Below are 25,225 nucleotides of genomic sequence, written 5' to 3'. Positions count from 1 at the left end.
AGTGTTTATGGCCAGTCGCGGTGAAAATCTGTTCGAAAGCTATATGGAGGGTGGCGAGAACCCCCTCAGGCTGAGATCCGAGATCATGCTCGTTATTGCGTCATATCTAGAGGATGCCATAACTTCTTCTTCTAGAAAGGAGATTTCTCATGTGTCAGAAAGCCTTGTAAATCTTTTAAATGAGTCTATTCGTCGCGCGCCAGATTCGTCAGTTGCGGCAGTAAGAAATTCAAAATTAGTTAACGATGGAGATAGAGCGTCATATCTGCTCGGACAAATAAGTTTTGCGCAGTTAATTGCCGCGCAGTTGGAGAATAACAGGGCGAGCGACGTTTTTGTTAGGTCCATGTATCACAAGGCGTATTCTCGATATGTATCTGCGTTGTTTAGGAATGACTTAACAAATACGGAACTCCAATCGATTGTTGGTGAGAGAGCAGAAACTGTAAGTAGAAAATTTAAGACGCTTCGTCAACTAGGGATAGCTGATTTTCGAAGAGATGGAAATAACATAGTTAATTTTCTGACTCCGTTAGCTCGCCATGCATTTGATGAGTCAAAAGTGACTGCTCCTAGATATCGAAATAAAGAAAGTAAAGAGAGTATGTTGAATCGTTTTACGGAAGAGTTGGCGGAACATATGAAGTCACCCCTGACTTTTGCCCCAGATAGCCTCAGTCGCAAAGAGTGTGCCTTGTGATGAAAAGTACAGATGGCTTGGGAAAGATCATTACTTTTTACTCCTATAAAGGTGGCGTAGGTCGAACTATGTCATTGGCAAACGTTGCGTTCTTGGCGGCGTTAAATGGCCAGCGAGTTTTGGTCATGGATTGGGATCTAGAAGCCCCAGGCGTAAATTACTATTTTCGTGGGCTCCTCGAGGCCGCGGAGGCTAAATCACTAAAAGACTCTGCTGGATTGTTAGATATCCTATGGAAGTGGAGTGATATTGTTAAGTCGGTGAAAAGTGAGAAGGACTTTGAGATAGAGTTGCGCTCGCTTAAAAATGGGGATATTTTTCGTGATTGTGTAAAGTCACTAATAACGCCTGGTTTTTTTGCCGGTGATCCAAAATTAGATCTCATTGGGGCTGGCGGCCGAATGATATCAACTCCCCAAATGGTTCCTTACGAAGAAGCGTTAGCTAGTTTTTCATGGTCAACTTTCTTTGAAAAAGAGGCAGGTGGACTTGTCTTGGATTCGTTAAGGAGTTGGGCGAAGCAAAATTACGATCTGATTTTGATAGATAGCAGAACTGGCCTTGCAGATGTAGCTGGAATTTGTACGATGCAGATCCCGGATACAGTTGCGCTTTGCTTCATCCTCAATAGGCAAAATATTGATGGTGTGGCTAAAGTATCGGCCGCTATACGAAGCAAAAGAAAAGATGAAGTAACAATACGAGCAGTACCCATGAGGGTCGCACGTCGAGATACGTCCGAAGAAAGTGACGCTAGGGCTCGAGCTATCGCAGAGTTAACGCGGGTTGGCGGATTCTCTCCTTTCTCCTCGCAAGAAGATATTAAAGCCCTCTCTGTTATTGCGGATGAAAATGTTCCATTTTATGAAACTCTAGCACCCTTTACCGCGCCCGATCCAAGCTTGGATTTACTTACTTTAAATTACGTCAGGCTTGCAAAAGAACTGATTGGAAAGGATATATCGATCCCTGAGTTCGACACTGAAGTTGTCGAAATCGTTCGCCGACGTCTAGTTCCCCGGCATGCCACAGTTGAATATTTGTCAAAACTCAACATGGTGGAACCGGCGAGAGCAGTCTCGGAGGTGTTGCACCTACTTGAAAGTGCGTTTGAAGCCGATTTAGAGGGGGAAGAATTAGAGGTAGAATATGTAAACGCGTTACTAGGCGCTATTGATGCAGTCGCAAGTGTTCCCGAAAACTCATTCAATGCGTCAGAAATGCGTTTAAAAGGTATGGATTTACTCCGCACTCTTTATGAGTCTAATAGCTCTAAATGGAAAGCTAAGCTTACTGAAGAGCTGGAGGTCTATGTCGAAGCCTATTCTTTTCTCATGGATACGGAAGAGGAGGTTGCAATTCTAGAGGAGCTTGACGTTTTATTGGCTGAATCGACAACAATAGGCGATAAACTTAAAAGGATAAAGTTTAGGCGCGCTGCGGCTAGAGTTTTTGTAGATTCCAGAGATGTCGCTGCCGCAAGTCAAACTCTCGGCGAGATCTTTTCTCTGGTTAATGGATTTGCAAAAAATACGAATAACTTAGCCCCTGATCAAGTTTCCGAACTGAACGATGCTGATGTGGATTTAGCATTGTTGGGGGGGGATATTGATGTGCTGAATGATAGATTAGGCGATGCGGCGCAAAAATACACTTCTGGTTTAGCGCGTATTGGAGTATTCGAGGTTAACGGTTTTAGCTCTGATAGAATTCGGATTAAGGTTGAACTGCATCTACGAATGGTTGAGATGCCGTCCGAGTATGTAAATGCATATGATGCGGCTGTTCATGCGATCAATGCCGTGACGTGGGGGAAAAATCTATTTTCCGTTGTCAGAAAGTTTAACCAACTTTCTTCGGCTATACTGAAGCTCCCTGAACGCCCCGATATAGCATTTCATTTTTGTCGCGGATTACTTGGTCCGAACGAACTGCGCAATCGTAGTAACTTGGCAAGCTTTCATGGGCGTCAGCCGACGTTTGCTCTCGATTTCCTGAAGAATGTTAACGGCCTTGCGGCGGTATTGCTCACTCGAGATTATGATGAAGAAACATATGCGGTATTCGAGTCCTTGGCTGATCTGATTAATCAGGTCTTACGTAACATGGTGAGAAGAAGTAAAACAGTTGGGGGGAGAAATCGAGAATTGATCGCTTTGCTAGCACAGGAAGCTAAAAGTATTTTTTCTCCACTAGCAATAGAGATTGATGTTGGGCTTCTCGATGGTGGGGCTGGCTACAAGGGAATGACCCGTAGTCATTACAGATTGAAGGACGGGGATGATCTATGATTGTTCGCGTTTACAATCCAGCTGACATTTTTGTCGAGTTATGGATAAATTGCGCTTGTCAGTTGCCAAGTAAGATTGCCACTGCTGCGAAACCTAACCCTGCGTTTGCAAAAAGTATTCGATCTGCACTGGGCTATGACGATGGTCAGAAGTCGTATGATGCGATTCATAGATTATTGTCAAACATTCCTTCCGGCCTGTCCTTGGGTGCTCAGCTGATTGTAATGGATGAAATTGATAGAGTTTTCTCGCTCATCCATCCTAGGAACTTGAATGCGGCAGGTGGTCATGTATTGACCTCTAAAATTCCTCGTTGGTTAAAGGCGCTGAAGATAACGAGATTAGGTGGCTCTGCATATGCCTTTCTCGAGGATCATAACCTTATAGCTCGAGGACCATTGTCAAGAATTCCTCGAGGTGAAACTGCAAGCAGCGCGATCTGCTTCGCTGATCGTTTCTCGGCTTTAACTGTCGTCCCGTTGAAGCTAAAGTTAAATACGGTCCCGATAAATGTTAAATACGAAGTAAAAGCTGGTGCAGCAGATGGGGCTTCGCCCGGTGGAAAGCTAGGTTCTGAACAAATAACTTTTATTCCGATAGCTATAAAAAATCAAGATCTAAAAATAACCGAGAGAAATTTATCAGGTAATATATTTGTCAAATATGAGGCGTCACCCACAATCGACGTTCCTGATAAAGTTATGAAAGCGTTAAAAGGCGCTGGTTTTTCAGATATAGCAATTGCTCCTGAACTAATTTGCTCAGAGCATGATGCCGATCGAATCAGTGAATTATTAAAAGAAGATTCCGGATCGCATAGGCTTCTGGTGTCAGGGTCGGGGTCTACAATCGATAGCCAGGGGGGCAGCACTGGAACGAAGCCCAAGTCGTAAACGGTATTGGTACAGTCGTTTGGCGGCAAAGAAAGATTTGGCCGGCTGGATTAAGTCGTCGACGTGCGTTGGAGTACAAACTCAGCGATCCTGGCACAGGTCTATCTTTGGAAGATAATTGTTCAGGTGACGAAATATGCGTTGTTGATATAGAAGGCATGGGGCGTTGTGTCATTTTAATATGTCAAGATTTAGAGGGAGACCCATTCGCGGGCGATTTAATTCGTAATTTTCAGCCAGACTGGGTTTTTGTTCCTATCCTTGATCGAGGTATTGAAACGGGACGTTGGGTTCATCAGCGAGCATTTACTTTGAGTTCAATTTCCCCCGCTAGGTTCGTCGTATCCTCAAGCGTTGCCCTTGCAGACCGCGCCTGTTTAGAAGGCGAGATAGCCTGCGGGATGGCAGTCGGTCCCAGAGATTCATTTGGTGAAGACAAAGGGCGAGCCCACGCTTTGGCATACCTATCATCTGATGCAGAGTTCACTACATTGAAGTGGCGTGAACGCTGGAAATTTACCATTTTGACTGGTGAGTAGTTTATCGCTTGTACAAAGGGGGTATTCATCCCCCTTATTATCTAGCTTAAGTATCGTTCAGTTTTTTTTGATCTTGTAGCGCTTTTGAACGTTGATTATCGATGTAATCTGCTAGGTCCGAAATATGGATGCCAAGTGCCGCTTTTTGCGTATTAGCCCCTAATCGTACAATTGGAATTCTGATTTCGCCACTTAGTTGTTTGGCCTTAAATTTCTCTACAGTTAGGCCCATGTAATCTTGACATATGGTACTAAGAGGGATCACTGCTTTTCCGTTGTACTGAGCCATTAGTAAAAAAAGAGTATTCAAGATAGCCCCCTGTCCTTATGAGAATCCAGATAGTCAGCTAGGTCATGTAGATATATGACAGGCTTGGCTCGTACTGAATTATGTAGGCGTGTGAGTTTCAATGAGACACGACCTGCATTGATTTCCTTAAGAAGGTGACGATCTGTTCTGATATGAGAAAAATACTGCTCGCGGACCATTGAAAGCGGTGGGCACGGAGTGTCGAACTGTTTTCTGAGTAAGTTAAGAGTTGTAGTCATGGCTTGTTTATCCTATTCATCGGCTCGGGATTGAAGCTTTAAACGAATCATTTCGGCCAATCCCTCCTTGCTACGCCCTATAGCTGCAGCACAGATTTGTCCTTTTCTATCCGCCACAACCGCGCCAAACGGGTATTCGGGAGAGTTAGTAGGTGTGACATAAGCTGTGTGATCCTCTGAGACAACTGCATTCACACATCGAAAGACCTCGGCGAGCTCCACGCTCATCGCTGGAATGCTCTCGAGCAGTTCAATGGCTTCTGTGGCTGCGCCAACGAGCGTTGCCCTGCTAATAACGCCAGGACAATTTAGATAAATCGGGATCAGCTTCAGTGCACCCACAGACTGGGTATATGCGTTGTAGTAATTGGTTTTCATGCCGCGACCTCCTTGTCCGTAATTGCGATGCCAAGTTTTTTTGCAAGCCATTGCACACCGTTCTCGGTAACCATCACGACTGCGTAATGTTTGAGACGATTTGGACCCAATTGAACACTTCGCGGATCTGAGAACAGGTGGCCGCTAGAGCGGTGGTGGCTTGCTAGATCACCCGTCGACGTGAGAATGCGAAGTTCTCGAAGTGCCTTGCGAAAGGCACGCGACTTGATGCCAAACAACGCTGCTGTCTGATCAAGGGTGCGATTCATGCTGAGCTCCCTCTAACTTGAAGTTTTCCACGATCTGGCGATTGGCCAATTCATGCATGAAGTCACGTAAGTGCAGGTGATTGGCTCGATCTCCGCGACGCAGTCTCACGTGATCTGTGTGCCCTGAGACATCGACTCGTACTATTGCGTGATCGTCAGTCAACTCAACGTCAAAACGGGCTTGAATGGTCAGTGCGGGGCGCTGCATTGAACAGCTCGCTTGCCCGCCTGTTTGCAGCATTTGATGTAGTAGTTCTTGTTGTATGAGAGGTAGCTGGAAGTGGTTCACTTTGTGTCACCACGCGAGGTTTGGCGGACCATCATTGGTGCGTCAACGTTCGAAAATGGAGTCTTAAAAGCAGGCGCTTTGGGTGTTGGAAAGGACATCGCAAGTACTCTGGTGAGAGGTTTACGACACGAACAATACAAATGCGTATGAGATAGGTCAATACGTTTATGTATTGATTTTGACGCGGGCGTAAAAAAACCGCCTAGGAGAGGCGGTTTTGTTTGTTGAAATTGTGGAGCTAGAAAATTTCTAGTTTTGAAATCACAACCCCACAAATCGCGGCGTCTGGGGGCAGTTCAATTATAGGTTCCGGCCATGATGGATTGAGGGGCTTCAAAAATTGACGGTGACCCTCCAAGACAAGTTGTTTGAAGGTTGCCTCATCGCTGTCCGTTAACTTGGCGATTACTAGGGATCCATTTTCTGGATCTTTCGCTGGATCGACGTAGATGATATCGCCATCTCGGAAAGAACGCCGCTCATGGGGATTGAACATTGACAGTCCACGCACGCGCAGTGCATAGGTTCTTTTGCTGTGAGAAACCGCGCACGGAAGCCATATCTCCGCGTCGCTTACGTTCATGATGTCTAGTGCTTCGCACCATGCTCCTGCTTGCACCCATGAAATCAATGGAACCGAACCTTTGATAGCGGGGCCAGGCTCAACGTTGGAGTGTGCAAACGCATTTGCATCGGTCCCTATGTTCTTGCCTGTCCACAACCAGTTGGAAGTAACAGCGAGAGCTTTCGCGATTTTTTCAACGTTCGACTGTCTCGGGCTCAGCGATTCACCGGTGATTATTCTGTGGATCGTAGGTTGGGGTACGCCGGATCTTCGCCCCAATTCACCCTCAGATAGCTGAAGCTCTGTCATGCGCTGAGCTATACGCGTGCCTATCACTTGCTGGCCCTCTGATTCGTAAACGTATTGGGAGTGTATTGCGCCAATCGATACGAATGCGTATTATCCGGTCAATGCGAAAGCGCATTGGTAAATCACATGACTATTCAAAAGATGCTCAGCGTACTTCTGGGGCTTGGCTATTCGCAGCGTGCGATTGCCGAGCGCGTCGGAACGACGCAACCAACAATATTTCGAGCTGCTAAAGGCGCGGATATTCGGTACGAAACTGGTAAAGCGATTGAACGGCTTTTTGAGCAAGAGAAAAGCTCAGAGGTACAGCAGTAGCAAGAAAAGGTGCCGAGCCGGGGCCTCTCACCAAAGATCCCCCGGCTTGGCGGCGATGACACACAGCAATGCATATCGGTCGCGGTCGTAGGATAGGTTGTGCCTGTTCCTAAGGCTAGACCGTAAAAGGAGTTTTTACGGTTATGAGTCGCAACGCAAAACTTCCGGCCGCTGAGCCGGTTCTTTCTTTACGTAAGGCGCTTTACCGGGCCGGCCATTCCTACAGGGGCGGGGTAACCGCTTTGGCGTTGGACATGGTCATCGATTACGACACCCTCCAAAAAAAATTGAAGCACGATTTCGACCAGCGTTGGCTTGATCCGGATGAGCTCGAGGAGGTCATTCGACTGACGGCTAGTCCGGTTTTGCTAGATGCCCTGATGCGTCCTGCAGGCATGGTTTGGTACAAGCCCGAAGCTGCGGCACCGACGAAACAAGCGCTTCTCGCGGTCAGTAAATTGCTACACGAGACCGGTTTGTTTGTTTCCAGCATGCACGAAGGTGCAGCAGACAACGTATGGGAACCGCACGAGGTCGCCGAACTGGAGAAGCATGGCGCAGATGTCATCCGTGCCGTGCTTGGCATCATGGCCGGCGCACGTCAGGCGATGGAGGGGCACGATCATGGCTGATGTGATCGATACAGCCAATGACCAAGCCGATTACTTTTTACAGATCGCGCTCAGCAGGCATCCGCGTCCGATAACTGGAATGGTCAGCGCAGAGTTCTGTGCAGATTGCGATGAGGCCATTCCGGTACTACGCCAGAAGTCTGTAGATGGTTGCCAGACTTGTCTTGACTGCCAAGAGCTGCGGGAGCGAGGCCGATGAGCGAGTTGGTCAAAGGCGTGCCAACAGCAGAGTGGGCGCAGCGTTACGTTGATGCGTTCAACCTTGCACTGGTCCCTATCGAACCGGGCGAAAAAGGCCCAAAGGGCATGGGCTGGAACAAGCCCGGCGGTTACATCATCGAGGCGGCGCAAGCCGCTCTTTTTTGGCAGAACAATCCTTCCCATAATCTCGGCGTGGTCCTTGAGCCGAGTCGCATCTGTTCGCTGGATGTTGATGATGTGCAATGGACCCGTCACATTCTCTATGAGTTGCTCGAGATTGATCTAGATGCAATGGCATTGGTATTTCCGACGGTGGTCGGTAACCCTGCGCGCTTTCGCATCATGTTCCGTGTTCCGGACGGACTCGATCTATCTCGCCACTCGCTGGCTTGGCCGAATGAGAAAGACCCCGACGGCTCGATTTACAAAGCGTTGATCGTGAAAGCCAAAGCGGCGAAAGCGGAGGGTGACATAGCGGGGGAGGTCGCAGCACGGGCCGAAGCTGAAGAATACAAACGCTTCACCGTTTTCGAGTTACGTGCGGGTCTTGTGCAAGACGTTTTGCCGCCTTCGATTCACCCAGGTACTGGTAAACCATACGTCTGGCGGACACCGCCTCGCGCGGATGGAGGCTTGCCAGATCTAACGCCTGAATTGCTTGCGATCTGGATCAACTGGGACATTTTCAAGCGTGATGCTGAGCAGGCCTGCCCGTGGGCGGTTAAACCAAAAAAAGCGCCGGGTAAGGTGATCAGGCGTTCGGCCCCTGCAGGTGGCAAGCAGCCTTCAGTCATCAATGAATTCAACCGCTGTCACGACGTTGAGGAACTGTTGCGCGCTCATGGCTACATTAAGCGCGGTAGTAAGTGGCTGTATCCGCAGAGCAGCACAGGGTTGCCGGGTATCAGTGTTGCTGAGGGCAAGGTTTATTCGCACCACGGTGCCGACCCACTGGCGAATGGTCACCAAAACGATGCGTTTGAAGTTTATTGCTTGCTCGAGCATAGCGGTGATCAGTCGCGCGCAGTCAAAGCTGCCGCCCGGTTGTTGGGTATGCAGCATTCCTCGCGTCCGGATGCGCACGATCTTCCCACGCCCCCATCGGATGAAGCGGGTAACGCCACATCCAACAATGCCACCGCTCTGAGCGCGGCGGCTCCTCCAGCTTCCGGGGGGCGGGGGAGGCGTTGACACTCGAGCATGTACTGCGTCGATTTGCATTGGTTGAGGGCACAACACATGTATGGGACTGCGATCATTCGAAGGTGATGAAGAAGTCGGCATTTGAAGCCCGTGTTGGCAAAGCGCTGGCCAAGTCTTGGCTGGACGACACTGGCAAGCGCTTGATCTCCGATGAGCATGTTCGCGACATCGAACAGACGCGGCGAATGGCCGGCAAAAAGGGCGGCGCTTTGGGCATGTCGCCAACGGATCGTTATGTGTACATTGACGGCACCAAAGACGTTTGGGATCGAGAGAAGAAACGTCGCATTGCCGAGGGTGCGGTCAAGATGGCTCTGGGCGACACCTATCCGCTGTGGCTCAACAGCAGCGAGCGGCGCACCGTGGACGTCGAACACATCGTGTTCGATCCTACTATGACCAAGGATCCGACCGTCTACATCAATACATTTGATGGTTTGCCACTGGAGCCTGTTCGAGATGATGCGGCATGCGCCAATCTGCGTTGGCTGATTTCATTTCTGTGCAATCACGATGAAGCCGCAACCAGTTGGCTCGCCCGCTGGCTGGCCTATCCGCTGCAGCACTTGGGCGCGAAGATGGACACTGCAGTGCTGATGCACTCAAGCATGGAAGGCTCCGGTAAAAGTCTATTTTTTGCCGACACCCTAGGCAGACTCTATGGGCAGTACGCTGCCACTGTTGGGCAGACCCAACTCGAAAGCAATTTCAACGCATGGCAAAGCCGAAAGCTATGGGCTGTCTTCGAAGAGGTTGTTAGCCGCGATCAGCGATATAACCAGGTGGGCAAGATCAAACATTTGGTTACGGGCAAAACGGTACGGATGGAATCCAAATTCATCAACGGTTGGGAAGAGGCCAACCACATGAATGCTGTGTTCTTGAGTAACGAGATTCTACCGTGGCCTATTAGCGATACCGACCGGCGAATGCTCGTTATCTGGCCTCAGGAAACATTGCCCGTGGATCGCCAGAAAGCCATCGGCCGGGAGCTTGAGCAAGGCGGAGTCGCAGCGTTATATGGCTGGTTATTGTCGGTTGAACTGGGTGATTTCAATCAAAGAACACGCCCGCCATCCACAGAGGCACGTGAACGTTTGGTGGCCCTGAGTCGCGCCGGCTGGCAAACCTTCCTGCACCTTTGGAAGATTGGCGATTTGGGTGCCGGCCTTTGGGGCGCGTGCCTGTCGTCCGATCTCTACGCGTTGTTTCTCGAGTGGTGCCATCGAAATAAGGAGCACTCGATGAGTCAAACCAAGTTCTCCTTGTTCATTGCTTCATCAGTTGAGAAGTCTCGCTCTACGCCATGGACTGATGGAAACAATCGACGATTCGGTGCGTTCTTTGTTCCAGATGATCCTTCAGCCTCTCCGCTCCTCTCACTGCAGGCGGCAGAGCTTGGGCGTACGGTTTCTTCTTGGCGGGCCAATGCGAAACTCGCTGGGTGGAACGTTGCGGGATGGGAACACGTAAAGGGGTTAGCAGCATGAAAACCGTTCCCAGTGTGTCGGGTGTGTTGGGTATGTGTGGGGCTATTTTCGGCGACCCAACACAGCTACCAGCCAGCAAAATCAACGACGGCGTAGCACTGTGTCGGGTGTGTTGGGTTTGCATGCGCGCACGCGCGCGCGCGCGCTTGTTTCTCCAAATTCTTTCTTCTAGGTGGCATCACAAAAAACTCTATGCGAAGGCTGAAAAACCTAACAAACCCAACACACTCAACACGGCTTGGGTAAGAGCATTGAATTTAAAGGGTTTGAGGTGTGTTGGGTTTGTGTTGGGTATCGGCTTTTTTGTGTTGGGTTCGGTTTCGGGGCAGAAAGAATGATCAAAGACATGGATGTATTGTTGATCCACTGGGGCGAGCAGTACCGTCAGAACGGCGACGCCAGCAGCATGGGCAGCCCGATGGCAGCGATCATGGAGTGGGGCGGCTGTGCTCCCCGCGGCACTCCCGGGTCTCGAATTATCCTCGGTGCTGGAGCTGGTCCTGATGCTGTCGCGCAAGAAGTAGGTGCTGCGTTATCCGAGATCGAACGGGAAGATGGTCGCGGTGAACGTATGCAACGGCTGGCAGTGCTTCGTTATTGCGAGGATCCGACCCAAACTTGGGCGGCCCAGATGCATGAGTTGGGATACGTGTCGAAGGCGAAGCAAACCTACTACGACTTGGTGCATAGACTTCATGTCCGACTGTATGAAGTGCTCAATGAGCGTTCCAAGGCAAGGAAGTGGTTGACCGTTGGTCGGGGTGATTTGCCTCAAAGTCTGCTCAAAGTGCGTCAAAGTAGCATCGAACTTAACAACCGAAAATAGCCACTTTTCGGTTCCGTACTCAGGGGGTAAAAAGTCCCCACGATATGCGATCTGCGCCTAAGACACTCACAGAGCAACAGCGGTGCATTCCGTCCCGTTAACGACCGAGAAATTGAAAACCCTGCCATCCCCGGCGGGGTTTTCTTTTTCCGGCGCGCCATTGTTTCTTCTTGAGGCACAACATGACTAATGAGCAACAAGCACTGGCAGAGATGCCGATCTGGTTAGTGATCGTCCTGGCTTTGGTCGGTGGCGTTTCGGGAGAAATGTGGCGGGCTGACAAGGATGGTGCGCGAGGCTGGGCATTGCTGCGCCGACTCGCGCTTCGATCCGGAGCCTGCATTGTCTGCGGGGTGTCGGCAATGATGCTGATGATCGCCGCCGGCATGACGCTCTGGACGGCGGGCGCTTTAGGTTGCCTGACAGCGATGGCCGGTGCCGATGTGGCCATCGGATTGTATGAACGCTGGGCTGCCAAACGTCTGGGCGTCAGCCAGATTCCGCCGGCTGGCGGCGAGCAGTGATGATGACCCGATCTAGGGCGCTGAAACCGGCTGGGACCCTGGGGTTATTCGTAGGGTACGGGGTCGGAAACCCGCGGGAAACTGTTAGCGGGAGCGCCCCCAGCTTACTGAAATTCAACCCATTGAAATTGAAAGGTCTGCATTGAAAAGCCGTTGAAAGGAGGGCTTATGACAGAACCAACTTACCTGTCAAAAAGCGCCTTCGCGGCGCGGATTGGCAGGGCGCCGAGTTACATCACCTGGTTGAAAAACAACAACCGCCTGGTGCTGACGCCGGACGGAAAACTGGTGGACGTTCAGGCCAGCGAAGCGTTGATTCGCGACACCGCTGACCCAAGCAAAACCGCCGTCGCTGATCGGCACCAACAAGACCGGATTCAGCGTGACGTTTACAGTCAACTGTCCACCTCGGTCGAGCCGACTTCCACGGCTGCGCCGCCGCAGGTGCTCACCAGCGATGGCAAGCAGCCCGACTTCCAGAAGGCACGCGCACTGCGCGAGCACAACATGGCCAAGCTGGCGGAGATCGAACTGGGCAAAGCTCAAGGCTCGCTGGTATCCAAGGAAGCGGTGGAAACCGGCGCCTACAACGCCGGCCGATTGCTGCGCGATCAGCTGTTCGGGCCGCTTCCACAGTTGTCCCACGATCTCGCCGCCATGACCGATCCCTGGCTGATCGAAAAGCACCTGACCGCCACCTTCCGTCGAACGCTGGAGGAAGCCGAGCGCCTCTCTTCAGCAGACCTTGAACACGCCATGACAACGGACTGAACCCATGCACACGGAATTTCCTGACGGTGCAGAGGTGTACCGTGAGGCTTATTTCCGTGGACTGCGCCCCGACCCAGATCTCTGGATCGACGAATGGGCCGACGAGTACATGCGGATCCCGCGTGACACCGGCGCCCCTGAACCTGGCCAGTACCGCACCTCTCGAACACCTTATGCCCGCGAGCCGATGCGTTGTCTGTCGCCGGCTCACCCCTGCAGACGCGTGGTCACCATGGTGGCCTCGCAGCTGATGAAAACGCAGATCGCCCTGAACTGGATGGGCGGCCTGATCCACATGGCACCGTCGAACATACTGGCGCTGCTCCCCAGCCTTGGCCTGTCCAAGCGGGTGTCGGGACGGATCAGCAAGACCATCAAAGCTACCCCCGTTCTGCGCGAGCGGGTCGCGGCCACCCGCTCGCGGGACGCACGCAACACGATGGACACCAAGGAATTCGAGGGTGGCTCGCTGTACGTCACCACCGCGGGTTCTGCGGCCAACCTGTCGGAGCTGTCAGCCCGCTATATCTACGGCGATGAGGTTGACCGCTGGGAGAACGACGTCGGCCAGGAGGGTGATCCCATCCGGCTGGCAGAGACGCGGGCGACCAACTTCGGCCGCAACGCCAAGATTTACTTTTCCAGTTCGCCAACGATCAAAGGCGCCTCGCGAATCGCGGATCTGTTCGAGTCGAGCGACCAGCGGCATTACTACGTGCCGTGTCCCACCTGCGGGCATATGCAGGTGCTGGAATGGGAGCGGCTGCATTACAGCAAGGATCTCAGCACTGTGCATTACGAGTGCGCAGCACCTGAATGCGACGTGCTGATCGAGGAACACCACAAGAGCGACATGCTCGCCCGAGGCGAGTGGCGCGCACATGGCAGCGGCGACGGCAAAACCGTTGGCTTTCATCTGAACGCCCTGTATTCGCCGACTGGCTGGATGGATTGGGCCGGCCTTGCTGAGGAGTTTGAAGACGCCAAAAAAGCGCAGGCTCAAGGTGACACGAGCCTGATGCAGGTGTTTTACAACACCCGTCTGGCCAAGGTCTGGGACAGCGCACTCGAACAGACCAAGGCTGAAGTGCTGATCGCTCGGGCGCGGCTGGAGACCTACACCCTCGGCGCGATGCCGGCCGGTGTGCTGATGCTGACCGGCGCCGTCGACGTTCAGGCCAATCGTCTGGAGCTGATGGTGATGGGCTTCGGCGTGGGCATGGAGCGCTGGGTGGTCGATCACCAGATCATCTGGGGCGATCCGGCAGACGAGCGCACCCGGGCTGTACTGGACGAGAAACTCAAGGCCCGTTACCGGCATCCTTGTGGTGTCGGCCTGGCGATTCTCGCCGTCGGCGTCGACTCCGGCGGTCACCACACCGATGAGGTTTACCAGTTCTGCCGCGTGCGCCGCTGGCGCAACATCTTCGCCATCAAGGGGGCGAGCAAGCCAGGCCGACCGGTAATTGCACAGCGCCCATCCATGGTCGACGTGACGTGGAGGGGCCAGACCGAACGCAATGGCGCCGAGCTGTGGTTCGTCGGTACCGACACCGCCAAAGACTGGATCTACAACCGCTACCCATTCCCGGACGGCCCCGGTTCGCTGCACTTTGCCAACGACCTGCCGGACGAGTTCTTCGCCCAGTGTGTCGCCGAGCGCAAAGTCGTGCGTTACGTGCGCGGGCACAAGCGCATCGAATGGGTGAAGGGCAAGGCCGAGCGCAACGAAGCGCTCGACCTGATGGTGTATTGCCTCGCGATGGCGCATTACCTCGGCATCAACCGCTACCAGGAACACGACTGGGATCGGGTGCGTCAGGCTCTGGCCCAGTCGGGCCTGTTTGACGACACCTTGGGTATCAAACCTGTTCAAGGTGAGCAACTTGGTGACGAGCAAACGCCTACGCCTGCGGCAGTGCGCCAAGCTCAGTCCGCACCACCACCCACCGCACCGGCTGCTCAATCGCGACCGGCAGCTCCCCCTCAACGCCGTAGCTCCACCAGCGGTTACCTGAAGAGACGCTGATATGTCCTTTACGCAAAAACACCTCGACGCCATCGAGCGCGCCATTGCGCGTGGCGAAAAGACCGTGCGCTACAGCGACCGAACGTTGGAATACCGCGACGTCGATGAGCTGCTCCGCGCCCGTGAAGAAATCCGCAGTTCGCTCACCAGCGCTGCCGGCCCGCGCTCGCGGGTTGTGCGGCTCAGTCATGGAGGCAAGGGAATCTGATGGCTCGACAATTCCCGGCACTTTCCCGTAGCGGATTCTTGCTGCCATCGAACATCAAGGCCAGCTACGAAGGCGCCGGGGAGGGTCGCCGATCTGCGAGCTGGGATGCTTCCGATAATGGCATCAATAGCATCAACACCCCGGCGCTGCGCAATTTGCGCGCCCGGTCACGGGCGGCGGTGCGCAATGACCCGTATGCGGCCAACGCCATCAACAAACGCGTCAGCAACCTGATCGGCACCGGCATCACCCCACGCCCAAAGGTTAAAGACGAAGAGCTGCGCAACCTACTGCAAGAGTTGTGGGACGACTGGGCCGACGAGTCGGATGCCGACGGTCTCTGCGACTTCTACGGCCAGCAGGCGCTGGTGGCTCGCACCGTCGAAACGGCAGGCGAGTGCTTTGTGCGATTGCGTCCGCGCAGTCTGGACGAAGGCTTGGTGGTGCCGCTACAGCTGCAGACCCCGGCACCGGAGTTCGTGCCGCACGACAAGTTCGAGATGACCAAGGCCGGCAACATCATCCGTGCCGGGATCGAGTTCAGCCCGGCCGGCAAGCGCGTGGCCTACTGGATGTACCGCTCGCACCCGCGTGATGCGTCGTCGCTCAACAGCGGCTACAACCAACTGGTGCGCGTGCCGGCCAGCCAGGTGCTGCACATCTTCGAACCGCTGGAGCCGGGGCAGTTGCGCGGCGTGCCGCGTATGTCGCCGGTTCTCAAACGTCTGCGCAGTCTCGACAACTACGACGACGCGGTGCTGTTCCGGCAGGAAGTCTCCAATCTGTTCGCCGGCTTCATCAAACGTCCGTCGCCGGACATGGGTCAGGTACCGCGCGACCCGGTCACCGGCCAGTTGATCACCGCCGACCGCGACGGCTTCACGCCAATGGTCGCGCTGGAACCCGGCACCATGCAGGAGCTGGGCGCGGGTGAGGAGGTGGAATTCTCCAAGCCGCCGGATGCCGGCAACAACTACCCGGACTTCATGCGTCAGCAACTGATGGCAGCGGCAGCGGGGACCGACACGCCCTACGAGATCCTCACGGGTGACATGAAAGGCATCAACGACCGTGCGCTGCGCGTCGTGCTCAACGAGTTCCGGCGCCGCCTCGAACAACTGCAATTCAACGTCTACATCCACCAGCTTTGCCGGCCGGTCCGCGCTGCTTGGCTGGACATGGCGGTATTGAGCGGTGTGATCGAACTGCCGGACTACGCCAAGCGTCGTCGCGAATTTTTGCGTACACGTTGGGTGCCGCAAGGCTGGGCCTACATCCAGCCGGTGCAGGACGTGCAGGCGCGAATGCTTGAGGTCAATGCGGGATTCGGTTCGCGCAGTGAGATGTGCTTGCGTACCGGCTACGACGCCGAAACGGTCGACGCGGAGAACGCCGCCGACGCTCAACGTGCCCGCGATTTGGGCCTCAATTACCGAACGCTCGTCGAGGTCGATACCCACCCTGACGATCAGGAGAAACCATGAAACCGCCGCTCCCTCTACGAATCTTCAACAAACTGGACGGGCAACTGCCCGTGAAAGACAAACACTGGTACAGCCTCCGGGCCAGCGGTGAAGCCGAACAGCGCACTATCGAAGTGTACGTCTACGGCGAGATCGGCACCTGGGGCATTACGGCCAATCAGTTCGTGCGTGACCTAGCCGCACTGGATGACGGTACCTCACCGATTCTAGTGGCGTTCAACAGCATCGGCGGAGACCTGTTCGACGGTCTGGCCATTCATAACGCCCTGTCGCGTCTGGGTGAGCGCTGCACCGGCCGCGTCGATGCCTTGGCTGCCAGTGCCGCGAGCGTTGCAGTCTGCGGCGCTCATCGGGTGGTAGTTGCGGAAAATGCCGCACTAATGATCCACAACCCGTGGACCTATGCCTCGGGTGACGCCGAGGACATGCGCAAGGTAGCGACCGCGTTGGATCAAGCGCTGGAACTCATCATCACGGCCTACAAGGCCAAGGCGCCAGATATCGACGAGGTAGAGTTGCGGCGCCTGGTCAATGCAGAAACCTGGCTGACGGCTCGCGAAGCGGTGGCCCTCGGATTGGCCGATGAGGTCGGCGACGGTGTGCAAATCAAGGCGTGTCTGGGGCAGGGCACGGTCATGCAGAAATACCAGCGCACGCCCCAGGCGCTGCTGGATCTGCTCAACGAACCCACGAAACCGACCGAACCGGTGGTCGACAAGCCTGAGCCATCGGCGTCCGGTGCGGATGCGGCGGCGCTGGCTCTGCTGATCACCAAGTCCTGCAACCAAGGCGGAATGAGCAACCTGATCGAGCCACTGCTTGCCACTACCAAGCTGGTAGATGAAGCGACCGTGAAAGCCGCGATCACTCAGGCCAAGTCGATCCGCGATCTGTGCGTGGCCGCTCGGCTACCAGAGTTTGCGGTGGAGTTCGTGCAGGCCGGACTGGATACCAGCGCCGTGCGTGCCCGGCTGTTCGACAAAGTTGTAGGGAAAGGTGGGGGCTTTGAGATCGACAACAGCCTGCCACAGAACGAAGACCCGGCACCCAAGATTCAAGCCAAGCAACCCGATCCGCCCTCGATTTGGGCAGCGCGTCAGGCCGCACAATCTCAAGCCTCTAAAGGAGCAAGACCATGACCATCAAACGCGAACCGATGCATGCAGGCGAGTTCCTGCTGTCTGAAGGCGCCGGAACCATTTCTCGCGAGGCGATCAACGTCGCCGCCGGCCCCGCTCTGGAACCCGGACAGATCCTCGGCCTGGAGACTGCAACCGGCGAGTTCGCCCCGTACAACCCGACCGCCGAAGATGGCACCGAAAACGCCATCGCCATTCTTTACGGCCCGCTCGGCGAGTCCGATGTGGTTCGTCGCGGTCGCGCTGTTGTCCGGCTTGCCGAGGTCAGCGAAGTCCACCTGACAGGCCTGGATCCAGCCGCCGAGAAAGCGCTCGCCGCACACCATCTGATCGTCCGCTGAGTCGATCCTTATTAAATGCATCCCGCCGCGTGCGGGATTTTTCGTTTCTGGAGAGTACCCATGGCCGATATCGCCATTTTTGATGACGAAGCTTTTAGCGTCGATTCGCTGACGGCTGCGTTGAACGACCAGCCTTACTTGCCAGGACGCATCAGCGCACTGGGCCTGTTTCGCGAGGAGGGCATCACCACCCTGACTGTACAAATCGAAAAGGACGGTGACACCTTAGCCCTGGTACCGGCGGGTGAGCGTGGCACCTCTGGTCTGGTGGTTGCTGCCAGCAAGCGCAACCTGATCCCGTTCAACACCGTGCACCTGCCGGAGCGCTTCACCATCAAGGCCGATGAGATCCAAGGCATCCGCGCCTTTGGCACTCGCACAGAGTTGCAAGCGGTACAGGACGTGGTCAACGCGCGCTTGGCCAAGGCGCGGCGCCAGTTGGACGCCACGCACGAATTTCAGCGCATGGGCGCACTGAATGGCCAGATCCTCGACGCTGACGGCAAGACCGTACTGCTGGATCTCTACGACCGCTTCGGTGTGGGGCGCCAAAAAATGTCGATGGGACTGACGGATGCGGGCACGGAGTTGCGGGTTAAGTGCGGTGAAGCCTTGGATATGCAAGAGGACGCACTCGGCAGCGTGACCAGCACCGGTTCTCGCGCCTTCTGCGGCAAGAACTTCTGGAACAAGTTGATCGTTCACAAGTCGGTCAAAGAAACCTACCTCAACAGCCAGCAGGCAGCAGCCCTGCGCGGTGATGCTCGTGAAAGCTTTGAATTCGGTGGCATCATCTGGGAGCGCTACCGTGGCAAGGTGGCGGGCGTGTCGTTCGTACACGACGACAAGGCGCTGTTGATTCCTGAAGGCGTGCCGGATCTGTACATCTCGGTGTTTGCGCCGGCTGACTACATGGAGACGGTCAACACCCAAGGCATTCCGTACTACAGCATGATCGAGCCGCTGCCGTTCAAAAAAGGCATGGCGGGTGAAGCGCAGTCCAACCCGCTGCACCTGTGCACGCGACCACGTGCGCAGGTTCTTCTGGAGCTTTGACCGTGGCGTTCCGGGAGTTGCTGGAGGACATCGACGGCACGGTGTTCGAAACGCTGGGCGACACGGCCCGGATCGAGGGCTACGAAGAACCGGTGCTGGGCATGTTCGCCGCGCCTTGGTTGCAACCCAAGATGGGCAATATCAGAACGGCGTTGCGTGAACCGAAGTTTGAGATTCGCGTCCGCGATTCGCATGGCCTGAGAAAAGGGCTGCTCGTTAGTGTGGATCTGCCGGAGCTGGACGGTGGCGGCGACTACGACCTGCTGCAGCTGGAGCCGGGCGGTGATGGTTTGGTTGCACTGATACTGAGGAAACGTCCATGAGTGTCGGCAGCCACTTCAAGCCCTCGGCCGGCGGCGGAATGATCTCGTTGCAGACCTCGGCGGCAGACCTGAAAGCCTTTCAGGATTTTGCCGCCGTCGTGCCAAAAGCAGCGGCCAAAGCCCAACGTCGGGCGATCAACAAGACCCTGCGCTGGCTCGCTACTCAAATTGCCCGCGCCGTCGGCCGTCAGGAACGCATTGCGGTTGCTGCGGTGCGGCAGCGGCTGCGGGCCTATCCGGTCAGTGGCGGTGCCAACAGCGGCAAATTGTGGTTCGGCCTCAATGCCATCGAAGCCAGCCGCATCGGCCGGCCTCGGCAGAGTCGCTCCGGTGTTTCGGTAGCCAGTAGGCGATTTCAGGGCGCGTTCTTTAAGAAGGTCTACGGCAACAGCGCAGACGTCTGGATTCGTACCGGCAGCAAGCACTTCAGGGCGGACGATTATCCCGACAGCGATATCAGCGGTGCGGTCGGCGCGAGTTCGGGCTGGATCGCTGAACACGACAACCGCTTCCCGCTGGCCAAAGCCAAGGTGTCTCTGGAACAGGCTCGGCCGCACTTCGAAAGCTGGGTACGCAAAGCCGACGAACACCTGGTGCATGTCCTGCAGCAGGAACTCAATTTCGAAGTGCAGAAGCACTTGAAGGGGAAATGACGTGGCAGATCAAGTCGACGAGCCGTTCAGTTTTGAGCAGCTGTATCGCTCTATCGAGCGGCACATTCAGGGCCATCTGCCGGGCGTCCAGACCGTCGCGGTCTGGCCGAACATCGATGACCGAATCGCCTTACCGGCGGTGCTGGTCGAACTCGCAGAGATGGAACCGGGTCTCGATCCGGGAACGGGTGAAACCGGGGTGTCCTGCAAGTTCGAAGCGAGAGTGATCACCGACCCGATCCAGCCTGACCACCATCAGCAAGCGGTGTTCATCGCCGGCCAGTTGTCCGTGCTGCTACGGATGCAGTCGTGGGGCGTCGAGGTCGAACCCGCCGAGTTCGTACAGGCCATGCAGGACTGGACCAAGCCCGAACTGGACGGCTACACGGTCTGGGTTGTGGAATGGTCCCAGCAGATCTACCTCGGTGAGGCCGAATGGCCTTGGCCGGATCAGCCACCGGGCACCCTGCTGCTGAACATTGAGCCGGGCGACGGCCCGCTCGGTCCGGAGCAAGTGCCATGAGTTCCGGTTACGTCGCGGCCCAGCACGACCGCATGCTCGCCGGCTTGGTCAAGGATTGCTACGTGGTAGCGGTGGATCTCGCCGCGTCACCGCCGGTGTGCCGGGTTTCGGACGGTGAATGGGTCAGCGGCTGGGTGCGCTGGCACAGCGTTGCGGCTGGCAAGGCGCGGCACTGGCGGGCACCGAGCATCGACGAGCAGGGCACTTTGATCAGTGCCAGCGGCGATGTAGCACAGGGCACGTTCATTCCTGGTCTTTACGGCAATGGTGGTCCGCCACCGGACAACCGCGATCATGTCGAGGTCTGGCGATTCGAAGATGGCGGTTCATTGATCTACGACTGGCAGGCCAACAGTTACAGCATCAACCTACCGAGCGGTACGGTCACCATCAAGGTCGGGTCAACGCAGGCCGAACTCACCGACAACGCTGTCAGCGTGAAGTCCGGAACGATCGATCTTGAGGGTGCCGTGAACATCAAAGGGCCGGTCAATATTGACGGGCCGATACACGCGACACAGAGCATCACCAGCGATGCTGACATTCTAGCCGCCGGCCAAAGCGACAACCACCACAAGCACTAACTCATCATTCATCCAGCCCGCCGCGTGCGGGCTTTTTCATGCCTGGAGAAACCATGGCCAAACATCAAGATGATTTGGCTGCGCCTGAATCGGTCCCGATCAGCGCAGTGCAGATGACCTCGACCGTGACCTTTCGCGACACGCTTTACACCTCGCGCACAGTCATCCTGCCCGATGGCCGCACGCTGGCCGTAGCGAAAGCTGTTGTGTCGGTTGATAGCACCGACGATGTGGCGTTGAAGTGCCTCAAAGCCCACACCGAGTTCGAGCAACTCAAGGAGTAAACCCGATGATCGGAATGGATCGCCACACCGGGCAACCCATCTCCGGCATCGAGCATTTACGTCAGTCGGTGGCGGACATCCTCGGCACGCCGCTGCTGAGCCGCCGCGAGCGTCCGGAGTACGGCAGCAAGCTGCGGCGCATGGTCGACTTGCCCATCAACGAAGGCTGGAAAAGCGCCGCTCAAGCGGAAGCGGCCCGGGCGCTACGCCAGTGGGAACCGCGACTCAAGCTTGAGCGCGTCGTCGCCATCTCGGTGCTGGGCGGGAAAATCAATTTCAGAATCAGCGGCGAGTACCTCGGTGAGCGCGGCACGTTGGAGGTGTGGGTATGAGTACGCTGGTGGATCTGACGGAACTGCCGGCACCGGACGTGCTGGAGCCTCTGGACTTTGAAGAAGTGTACGGAGAAGCGCTGAATGTGTTTCGCAGTTACATGGGCGACAACTGGACGGCGGCGCTGGAGAGCGATCCGGTGACCAAGCTGCTGGAGGTCGGCAGTTACATCAAGCTCGGCAACCGGGCGCGGGTTAACGACGCCGCCAAGGCGCAACTGTTGGCGTATGCCATCGGCGCCGATCTGGAGCAGCTTGCCGCCAACGTTAATCTCAAGCGCCTGGTGATCCAGGCGGCGGATCCGCTGGCGGTGCCGCCGATTGAGGCGGTGCTGGAATCTTACGATGCCCTGCGTGAGCGAGTGCAGATGGCTTACGAGGGATTGACCACGGCGGGGCCACGCAACAGCTACATCCTGCATGCCCGTAACGCCTCCGCGCTGGTCGCCGATGCTACGGCTGAAAGCCCGGCACCGGCTTGCGTGGACGTGACGGTGCTGGGCCTTGAGGGTGACGGCGCGGTCGGGCCGGAGCTGCTGGTCCTAGTCGCCGAAGCCGTGAATGACGACGACGTGCGTCCGGTCGGTGATCGGGTGAAAGTGCGGGGTGCTGAGATCCTGCGGTACCGGATCGATGCGGTGCTGCACATGAAAGGTACCGGCCCGGAAAACGACGCCGCGCTCGCTGAGGCGATCAAACGGCTGGCGGCCTGGATCAATCCACGCCGTCGCTTGGGCGTCGAGGTGGCCCGATCCGGAGTCGATGCGCAATTGCACGTCGCTGGTGTGGCCCGCGTTGAACTCAAGGACTGGCAGGATCTGAAACCCACCAAGGCGCAGGCGACGTACTGCACCGGTTACACCGTCGTGTTGGGAGGCTGATATGCGCAGTCTTTTACCGCTCAACAGCACTCCTCTGGAACGGGCTATCGAGGCGACATTCGCCGAGACCACGCTGATTCCGCTGCGCACGCTGTACAACCCCGACACCTGTCCGGTTCATCTGCTGCCACATCTGGCGTGGGCCTGGTCAGTCGACCGCTGGGATCCGGCTTGGCCGGAACCGGTCAAACGCGCCGCGATCAAGGCCTCGTTCTACATCCACAAGCACAAGGGCACCATCGGCGCATTGCGCCGGGTCGTCGAACCGCTGGGCTATCTGATCGAGATCTCGGAATGGTGGCAGACCATCCCGGAAGGCGTGCCGGGAACCTTCGCGTTGAAGGTCGGCGTGCTGGACACCGGCATCACCGAGGAGATGTACCTCGAACTCGAACGCCTGATCGACGACGCCAAACCCGTCAGCCGGAAACTGACCGGCCTCGACATCACACTTGAAACCCGCTTGGACGCCTATGTCGGCTTCGCCGTTTACGACGGTGATGAGATCGACGTTTACCCGTGGAGCAATCCGGACATGAACGTAATGGTTCAGGGGAACCATGGCGTCAGCGAATACACCCTCGACGAATTGGACGTATATCCCCATGGTTGATAAGAACTCTATTTTTGGCGGCATGCTCACCACGCTGGGCGCCGCCAAGAAAACCAACTGCGACGCGCTGGGCATCCCTTGGGAACCGCGCTACATGCTGATCGGTGATGCAAATGGCACCGACCCCGTACCCAGCGCCTCGCAAACCAAACTGGTAAATCAGGTTTACCGGGCGCAGCTCAATCAGTTGCGTGTGTCTCCTACCGATACCAATGTCCTGATTGCCGAGCTGGTGCTACCGCCAGATGTGGGTGGCTGGTGGATTCGTGAGCTTGCGCTGGAAGACAAGGACGGTGTTTTCTGCGCGGTGGCGAATGCGGCGCCCAGCTACAAGCCACTACTCGCCCAAGGTTCTGGTCGAAACCAGGTGGTGCGGATGCACATCATCACCAGCGGAACGTCGAACATTCAGTTGAAGATTGACCCGTCGGTGGTCTTGGCGACTCGCGGGTATGTGGACGACCTGATCAACGGACTGCTGCCGGCGAATAAGGCGGCCGGGACGTACACCAAGGTTACGGTGAATGATCGCGGCGTATTTGTTTCCGGGTCGAACCCGACAACCTTGGCCGGGTTTGGCATCAAGGACACCTACACCAAGACTGAAATCGAGTCGATGATCGCGCAGGCTTCGGCCTTGCCGGTCGGCGCTACGGTCGCTTTTCCATTGGACAAGGTCGCGCCCGGGTTTCTCGAACTGGACGGGAGCGTCAAGAGCATCGCCGTCTATCCAGATCTGGCGGTATTCCTCGGCACGGCCTTCAACAAGGGCGACGAGGGTGCAGGCAATTTCCGTTTGCCGGATTCGCGCGGTGAGTTCCTGCGCGGTTGGGATCATGGGCGTGGCGTGGATGCTGGCCGGGCGGTCGGGAGCTGGCAGAAGGGTTCGCAACACTCCTTTGACACCGGCACGTCGGTAGCAACGGTCTCGGACAGGAATAGCGTTACGTCTGCAGTTACTGCCCTTTCGAATATGGGGTACGACACTGTTAATGCTGCTGATTATCCAGGGAGTGAGTATTCGGTTTCGGTCTCTAACACGAATTCGCCTATTTCTAACAGTGATCAGACGGCTTTCGGTGCAACACGCCCGCGTAACCTGGCGGTGATGTGGTGCATTAAGGCATGGAACGCGCCCATCAATCAGGGAAACATCGATATCGCCGCGCTCGCAGCGCTGGCGACTCAGGCCACTGAAATCAAGCTCGGTACGGCCAAGATTGCCACGCAGGCGCAGACGGATGCCGGTACTGATGACGCTACGATCGTTACTCCGAAAAAACTTCGCTGGGGATTCTCGGCGGTCTTTGCGAATAACGGCTATATCGTTTTTCCTTCTTGGTTGGGGGGAGTAATCCTTCAGTGGATTGCGACGACCAATTTGGGAACGCAGGGGGCTTATTCGACGTGGGTGCTGGGTTTTCCAAATGCCTGTTATGGCGTTTGGGTGACCGGGGCCAACGGATCATCACCCGGCAGTATTTCCCTGGGTGACAAGCAACTGACGAAATTTGCTGCGTATTCTTCGATCCTGCCGTTTAGTTTCGGCGCCATCGGTATCGGGCGCTAAGGGGTATTCATGAAGAGTTACTACAGTCAGTCAACGGGCTGCACGTATCTGGAGGGTCTGCACGCAAGCATGCCTGCCGACGTGGTGCCGATTGATCTAGATCGAATACTTTCGGTGATCGGCAATCCGGCGCCGGGAAAGATGCGGGATCATGATGAGTCGGGATTGCCGATTCTGGTTGATCCGCCCATGGAATATTTGGCTGAAGCTGAGCGTAGTTGGCGCGACGAGGAGATTGAACGTGTGCTGTGGTTGCGCGAGCGGCACCGCGATCAGGTTGACAGGTCACGCGAGACGACTTTGTCAGCGGCTCAGTTCGGCGAGCTTCTTGACTACATCCAGCTTCTGCGGGATTGGCCGGCAGCGGCTGAGTTTCCCGCCGAGGACGCTCGGCCAGTCGTGCCCGAGTGGGTGGCTAGTCAAACTCAATAAACGCCCTGCACTGACGGGGCGTTTTCTTT

General features: G+C 55.8%; 31 protein-coding genes and 1 pseudogene. 27 read left to right on the top strand and 5 right to left on the bottom strand.

The window, feature by feature from the left end; translation table 11 throughout:
* Positions 1-7: 7 nt before the first annotated feature.
* From AB4O11_RS27835 to AB4O11_RS27825, 3 genes are read left to right on the top strand one after another with little or no spacing between them, the layout of a single operon-like run.
* Complete coding sequence (locus AB4O11_RS27835) at positions 8-700, top strand: helix-turn-helix domain-containing protein (protein WP_460129565.1); 693 nt, start codon at positions 8-10, stop codon at positions 698-700.
* A complete protein-coding gene (locus AB4O11_RS27830) occupies positions 700-2,991 on the top strand; it encodes a KGGVGR-motif variant AAA ATPase (RefSeq protein WP_460129564.1) in 2,292 nt (763 codons plus the stop codon). The genes AB4O11_RS27835 and AB4O11_RS27830 overlap by 1 nt, the downstream gene beginning before the upstream one ends.
* The gene (locus AB4O11_RS27825; RefSeq protein WP_460129562.1) at positions 2,988-3,884 is read left to right on the top strand and encodes a hypothetical protein; all 897 of its coding nucleotides are present in this window, start codon (positions 2,988-2,990) and stop codon (positions 3,882-3,884) included. The genes AB4O11_RS27830 and AB4O11_RS27825 overlap by 4 nt, the downstream gene beginning before the upstream one ends.
* Before the next feature lie 585 nt (positions 3,885-4,469).
* Here the strand turns inward: AB4O11_RS27825 and AB4O11_RS27820 are convergent.
* From AB4O11_RS27820 to AB4O11_RS27800, 5 genes are all read right to left on the bottom strand, one after another.
* Positions 4,470-4,733, bottom strand: coding sequence for a pyocin activator PrtN family protein (locus tag AB4O11_RS27820; RefSeq protein WP_460129560.1), 264 nt, complete (start codon positions 4,731-4,733; stop codon positions 4,470-4,472).
* Positions 4,730-4,972 carry a pyocin activator PrtN family protein gene (locus AB4O11_RS27815; RefSeq protein WP_460129558.1) on the bottom strand — a complete coding sequence of 81 codons (243 nt, stop codon included), beginning with the start codon at positions 4,970-4,972 and terminating at the stop codon, positions 4,730-4,732. The genes AB4O11_RS27820 and AB4O11_RS27815 overlap by 4 nt, the downstream gene beginning before the upstream one ends.
* A 12-nt stretch (positions 4,973-4,984) precedes the next feature.
* Positions 4,985-5,350, bottom strand: a complete 366-nt coding sequence (locus AB4O11_RS27810) for a hypothetical protein (RefSeq protein WP_460129556.1) — start codon at positions 5,348-5,350, stop codon at positions 4,985-4,987.
* Positions 5,347-5,619, bottom strand: coding sequence for a hypothetical protein (locus AB4O11_RS27805; RefSeq protein ID WP_460129554.1), 273 nt, complete (start codon positions 5,617-5,619; stop codon positions 5,347-5,349). The genes AB4O11_RS27810 and AB4O11_RS27805 overlap by 4 nt, the downstream gene beginning before the upstream one ends.
* Before the next feature lie 527 nt (positions 5,620-6,146).
* On the bottom strand, positions 6,147-6,782 hold the full coding sequence (locus AB4O11_RS27800; protein WP_460129552.1) for a LexA family protein: 636 nt from the start codon (positions 6,780-6,782) through the stop codon (positions 6,147-6,149).
* Positions 6,783-6,908: 126 nt separating this feature from the next.
* On the opposite strand from AB4O11_RS27800, the gene AB4O11_RS27795 reads away from it, so the two are divergent.
* The 24 genes and pseudogenes from AB4O11_RS27795 to AB4O11_RS27680 all read left to right on the top strand — a co-directional run bounded on the left by AB4O11_RS27795 (position 6,909) and on the right by AB4O11_RS27680 (position 25,196).
* On the top strand, positions 6,909-7,097 hold the full coding sequence (locus tag AB4O11_RS27795; protein ID WP_460129550.1) for a helix-turn-helix domain-containing protein: 189 nt from the start codon (positions 6,909-6,911) through the stop codon (positions 7,095-7,097).
* A 143-nt stretch (positions 7,098-7,240) separates the two neighbouring features.
* Positions 7,241-7,729 (top strand): phage regulatory CII family protein, encoded by a 489-nt coding sequence (locus AB4O11_RS27790; protein WP_460129548.1) that lies wholly within the window; start codon positions 7,241-7,243, stop codon positions 7,727-7,729.
* On the top strand, positions 7,650-7,928 hold the full coding sequence (locus AB4O11_RS27785; protein ID WP_460129546.1) for a TraR/DksA C4-type zinc finger protein: 279 nt from the start codon (positions 7,650-7,652) through the stop codon (positions 7,926-7,928). The genes AB4O11_RS27790 and AB4O11_RS27785 overlap by 80 nt, the downstream gene beginning before the upstream one ends.
* Positions 7,925-10,623: pseudogene (locus AB4O11_RS27780) on the top strand (DUF5906 domain-containing protein). The gene AB4O11_RS27785 and the pseudogene AB4O11_RS27780 overlap by 4 nt, the downstream one beginning before the upstream one ends.
* Positions 10,620-10,961, top strand: a complete 342-nt coding sequence (locus AB4O11_RS27775) for a hypothetical protein (RefSeq protein ID WP_460129545.1) — start codon at positions 10,620-10,622, stop codon at positions 10,959-10,961. The pseudogene AB4O11_RS27780 and the gene AB4O11_RS27775 overlap by 4 nt, the downstream one beginning before the upstream one ends.
* On the top strand, positions 10,958-11,449 hold the full coding sequence (locus AB4O11_RS27770) for a hypothetical protein (RefSeq protein ID WP_460129544.1): 492 nt from the start codon (positions 10,958-10,960) through the stop codon (positions 11,447-11,449). The genes AB4O11_RS27775 and AB4O11_RS27770 overlap by 4 nt, the downstream gene beginning before the upstream one ends.
* A gap of 182 nt (positions 11,450-11,631) precedes the next feature.
* A complete protein-coding gene (locus AB4O11_RS27765; protein ID WP_460129542.1) occupies positions 11,632-11,973 on the top strand; it encodes a phage holin family protein in 342 nt (113 codons plus the stop codon).
* 168 nt (positions 11,974-12,141) lie between these two features.
* Entirely contained in the window at positions 12,142-12,744 is a 603-nt protein-coding gene (locus tag AB4O11_RS27760) for a terminase small subunit (RefSeq protein WP_460129540.1), read from the top strand.
* 4 nt (positions 12,745-12,748) lie between these two features.
* Entirely contained in the window at positions 12,749-14,773 is a 2,025-nt protein-coding gene (locus AB4O11_RS27755) for a phage terminase large subunit family protein (RefSeq protein WP_460129538.1), read from the top strand.
* A gap of 1 nt (position 14,774) precedes the next feature.
* A complete protein-coding gene (locus AB4O11_RS27750; protein ID WP_460129536.1) occupies positions 14,775-14,981 on the top strand; it encodes a phage head-tail joining protein in 207 nt (68 codons plus the stop codon).
* The gene (locus AB4O11_RS27745) at positions 14,981-16,465 is read left to right on the top strand and encodes a phage portal protein (protein ID WP_460129534.1); all 1,485 of its coding nucleotides are present in this window, start codon (positions 14,981-14,983) and stop codon (positions 16,463-16,465) included. Before AB4O11_RS27750 ends, AB4O11_RS27745 begins: the two co-directional genes overlap by 1 nt.
* A complete protein-coding gene (locus AB4O11_RS27740; RefSeq protein WP_460129532.1) occupies positions 16,462-17,604 on the top strand; it encodes a head maturation protease, ClpP-related in 1,143 nt (380 codons plus the stop codon). The genes AB4O11_RS27745 and AB4O11_RS27740 overlap by 4 nt, the downstream gene beginning before the upstream one ends.
* Positions 17,601-17,945, top strand: a complete 345-nt coding sequence (locus AB4O11_RS27735; protein WP_460129530.1) for a head decoration protein — start codon at positions 17,601-17,603, stop codon at positions 17,943-17,945. The genes AB4O11_RS27740 and AB4O11_RS27735 overlap by 4 nt, the downstream gene beginning before the upstream one ends.
* A 60-nt stretch (positions 17,946-18,005) precedes the next feature.
* Positions 18,006-19,001: a major capsid protein gene (locus tag AB4O11_RS27730; RefSeq protein ID WP_460129528.1), complete on the top strand. Its 996-nt coding sequence runs from the start codon at positions 18,006-18,008 to the stop codon at positions 18,999-19,001.
* Positions 19,002-19,003: 2 nt separating this feature from the next.
* On the top strand, positions 19,004-19,324 hold the full coding sequence (locus AB4O11_RS27725; protein WP_460131166.1) for a head-tail joining protein: 321 nt from the start codon (positions 19,004-19,006) through the stop codon (positions 19,322-19,324).
* A complete protein-coding gene (locus AB4O11_RS27720; protein ID WP_460129526.1) occupies positions 19,321-19,977 on the top strand; it encodes a hypothetical protein in 657 nt (218 codons plus the stop codon). Before AB4O11_RS27725 ends, AB4O11_RS27720 begins: the two co-directional genes overlap by 4 nt.
* Before the next feature lies 1 nt (position 19,978).
* Positions 19,979-20,500 carry a hypothetical protein gene (locus tag AB4O11_RS27715; RefSeq protein ID WP_460129524.1) on the top strand — a complete coding sequence of 174 codons (522 nt, stop codon included), beginning with the start codon at positions 19,979-19,981 and terminating at the stop codon, positions 20,498-20,500.
* Positions 20,497-21,084 carry a phage baseplate assembly protein V gene (locus AB4O11_RS27710; protein WP_460129522.1) on the top strand — a complete coding sequence of 196 codons (588 nt, stop codon included), beginning with the start codon at positions 20,497-20,499 and terminating at the stop codon, positions 21,082-21,084. Before AB4O11_RS27715 ends, AB4O11_RS27710 begins: the two co-directional genes overlap by 4 nt.
* A gap of 53 nt (positions 21,085-21,137) precedes the next feature.
* Positions 21,138-21,368 carry a hypothetical protein gene (locus AB4O11_RS27705; protein WP_460129520.1) on the top strand — a complete coding sequence of 77 codons (231 nt, stop codon included), beginning with the start codon at positions 21,138-21,140 and terminating at the stop codon, positions 21,366-21,368.
* 5 nt (positions 21,369-21,373) lie between these two features.
* On the top strand, positions 21,374-21,700 hold the full coding sequence (locus AB4O11_RS27700; RefSeq protein ID WP_103368789.1) for a GPW/gp25 family protein: 327 nt from the start codon (positions 21,374-21,376) through the stop codon (positions 21,698-21,700).
* Positions 21,697-22,581 (top strand): baseplate assembly protein, encoded by an 885-nt coding sequence (locus AB4O11_RS27695; protein ID WP_460129517.1) that lies wholly within the window; start codon positions 21,697-21,699, stop codon positions 22,579-22,581. Before AB4O11_RS27700 ends, AB4O11_RS27695 begins: the two co-directional genes overlap by 4 nt.
* Position 22,582: 1 nt before the next feature.
* Positions 22,583-23,194, top strand: a complete 612-nt coding sequence (locus AB4O11_RS27690; RefSeq protein ID WP_460129515.1) for a phage tail protein I — start codon at positions 22,583-22,585, stop codon at positions 23,192-23,194.
* A complete protein-coding gene (locus tag AB4O11_RS27685; RefSeq protein ID WP_460129513.1) occupies positions 23,187-24,764 on the top strand; it encodes a phage tail protein in 1,578 nt (525 codons plus the stop codon). The genes AB4O11_RS27690 and AB4O11_RS27685 overlap by 8 nt, the downstream gene beginning before the upstream one ends.
* 9 nt (positions 24,765-24,773) lie before the next feature.
* Entirely contained in the window at positions 24,774-25,196 is a 423-nt protein-coding gene (locus AB4O11_RS27680; protein ID WP_460129510.1) for a tail fiber assembly protein, read from the top strand.
* The last annotated feature ends 29 nt before the right edge of the window (positions 25,197-25,225 follow it).

This window comes from Pseudomonas sp. H1_D05, assembly GCF_054682705.1.
Note: the sequence above shows the minus strand (reverse complement) of the source record. Positions and strands in the feature narration are given on the sequence as shown.

Bases quoted from the DNA above. Each gene is read 5' to 3' on its own strand.
- AB4O11_RS27835 (WP_460129565.1), top strand. From the start codon at position 8: ATGGCCAGTCGCGGTGAAAATCTGTTCGAAAGCTATATGGAGGGTGGC.
- AB4O11_RS27830 (WP_460129564.1), top strand. From the start codon at position 700: ATGAAAAGTACAGATGGCTTGGGAAAGATCATTACTTTTTACTCCTAT.
- AB4O11_RS27825 (WP_460129562.1), top strand. From the start codon at position 2,988: ATGATTGTTCGCGTTTACAATCCAGCTGACATTTTTGTCGAGTTATGG.
- AB4O11_RS27815 (WP_460129558.1), bottom strand. From the start codon at position 4,972: ATGACTACAACTCTTAACTTACTCAGAAAACAGTTCGACACTCCGTGC.
- AB4O11_RS27810 (WP_460129556.1), bottom strand. From the start codon at position 5,350: ATGAAAACCAATTACTACAACGCATATACCCAGTCTGTGGGTGCACTG.
- AB4O11_RS27805 (WP_460129554.1), bottom strand. From the start codon at position 5,619: ATGAATCGCACCCTTGATCAGACAGCAGCGTTGTTTGGCATCAAGTCG.
- AB4O11_RS27800 (WP_460129552.1), bottom strand. From the start codon at position 6,782: ATGACAGAGCTTCAGCTATCTGAGGGTGAATTGGGGCGAAGATCCGGC.
- AB4O11_RS27795 (WP_460129550.1), top strand. From the start codon at position 6,909: ATGACTATTCAAAAGATGCTCAGCGTACTTCTGGGGCTTGGCTATTCG.
- AB4O11_RS27790 (WP_460129548.1), top strand. From the start codon at position 7,241: ATGAGTCGCAACGCAAAACTTCCGGCCGCTGAGCCGGTTCTTTCTTTA.
- AB4O11_RS27785 (WP_460129546.1), top strand. From the start codon at position 7,650: ATGGCGCAGATGTCATCCGTGCCGTGCTTGGCATCATGGCCGGCGCAC.
- AB4O11_RS27775 (WP_460129545.1), top strand. From the start codon at position 10,620: ATGAAAACCGTTCCCAGTGTGTCGGGTGTGTTGGGTATGTGTGGGGCT.
- AB4O11_RS27770 (WP_460129544.1), top strand. From the start codon at position 10,958: ATGATCAAAGACATGGATGTATTGTTGATCCACTGGGGCGAGCAGTAC.
- AB4O11_RS27765 (WP_460129542.1), top strand. From the start codon at position 11,632: ATGACTAATGAGCAACAAGCACTGGCAGAGATGCCGATCTGGTTAGTG.
- AB4O11_RS27760 (WP_460129540.1), top strand. From the start codon at position 12,142: ATGACAGAACCAACTTACCTGTCAAAAAGCGCCTTCGCGGCGCGGATT.
- AB4O11_RS27755 (WP_460129538.1), top strand. From the start codon at position 12,749: ATGCACACGGAATTTCCTGACGGTGCAGAGGTGTACCGTGAGGCTTAT.
- AB4O11_RS27750 (WP_460129536.1), top strand. From the start codon at position 14,775: ATGTCCTTTACGCAAAAACACCTCGACGCCATCGAGCGCGCCATTGCG.
- AB4O11_RS27745 (WP_460129534.1), top strand. From the start codon at position 14,981: ATGGCTCGACAATTCCCGGCACTTTCCCGTAGCGGATTCTTGCTGCCA.
- AB4O11_RS27740 (WP_460129532.1), top strand. From the start codon at position 16,462: ATGAAACCGCCGCTCCCTCTACGAATCTTCAACAAACTGGACGGGCAA.
- AB4O11_RS27735 (WP_460129530.1), top strand. From the start codon at position 17,601: ATGACCATCAAACGCGAACCGATGCATGCAGGCGAGTTCCTGCTGTCT.
- AB4O11_RS27730 (WP_460129528.1), top strand. From the start codon at position 18,006: ATGGCCGATATCGCCATTTTTGATGACGAAGCTTTTAGCGTCGATTCG.
- AB4O11_RS27720 (WP_460129526.1), top strand. From the start codon at position 19,321: ATGAGTGTCGGCAGCCACTTCAAGCCCTCGGCCGGCGGCGGAATGATC.
- AB4O11_RS27710 (WP_460129522.1), top strand. From the start codon at position 20,497: ATGAGTTCCGGTTACGTCGCGGCCCAGCACGACCGCATGCTCGCCGGC.
- AB4O11_RS27705 (WP_460129520.1), top strand. From the start codon at position 21,138: ATGGCCAAACATCAAGATGATTTGGCTGCGCCTGAATCGGTCCCGATC.
- AB4O11_RS27700 (WP_103368789.1), top strand. From the start codon at position 21,374: ATGATCGGAATGGATCGCCACACCGGGCAACCCATCTCCGGCATCGAG.
- AB4O11_RS27695 (WP_460129517.1), top strand. From the start codon at position 21,697: ATGAGTACGCTGGTGGATCTGACGGAACTGCCGGCACCGGACGTGCTG.
- AB4O11_RS27690 (WP_460129515.1), top strand. From the start codon at position 22,583: ATGCGCAGTCTTTTACCGCTCAACAGCACTCCTCTGGAACGGGCTATC.
- AB4O11_RS27685 (WP_460129513.1), top strand. From the start codon at position 23,187: ATGGTTGATAAGAACTCTATTTTTGGCGGCATGCTCACCACGCTGGGC.
- AB4O11_RS27680 (WP_460129510.1), top strand. From the start codon at position 24,774: ATGAAGAGTTACTACAGTCAGTCAACGGGCTGCACGTATCTGGAGGGT.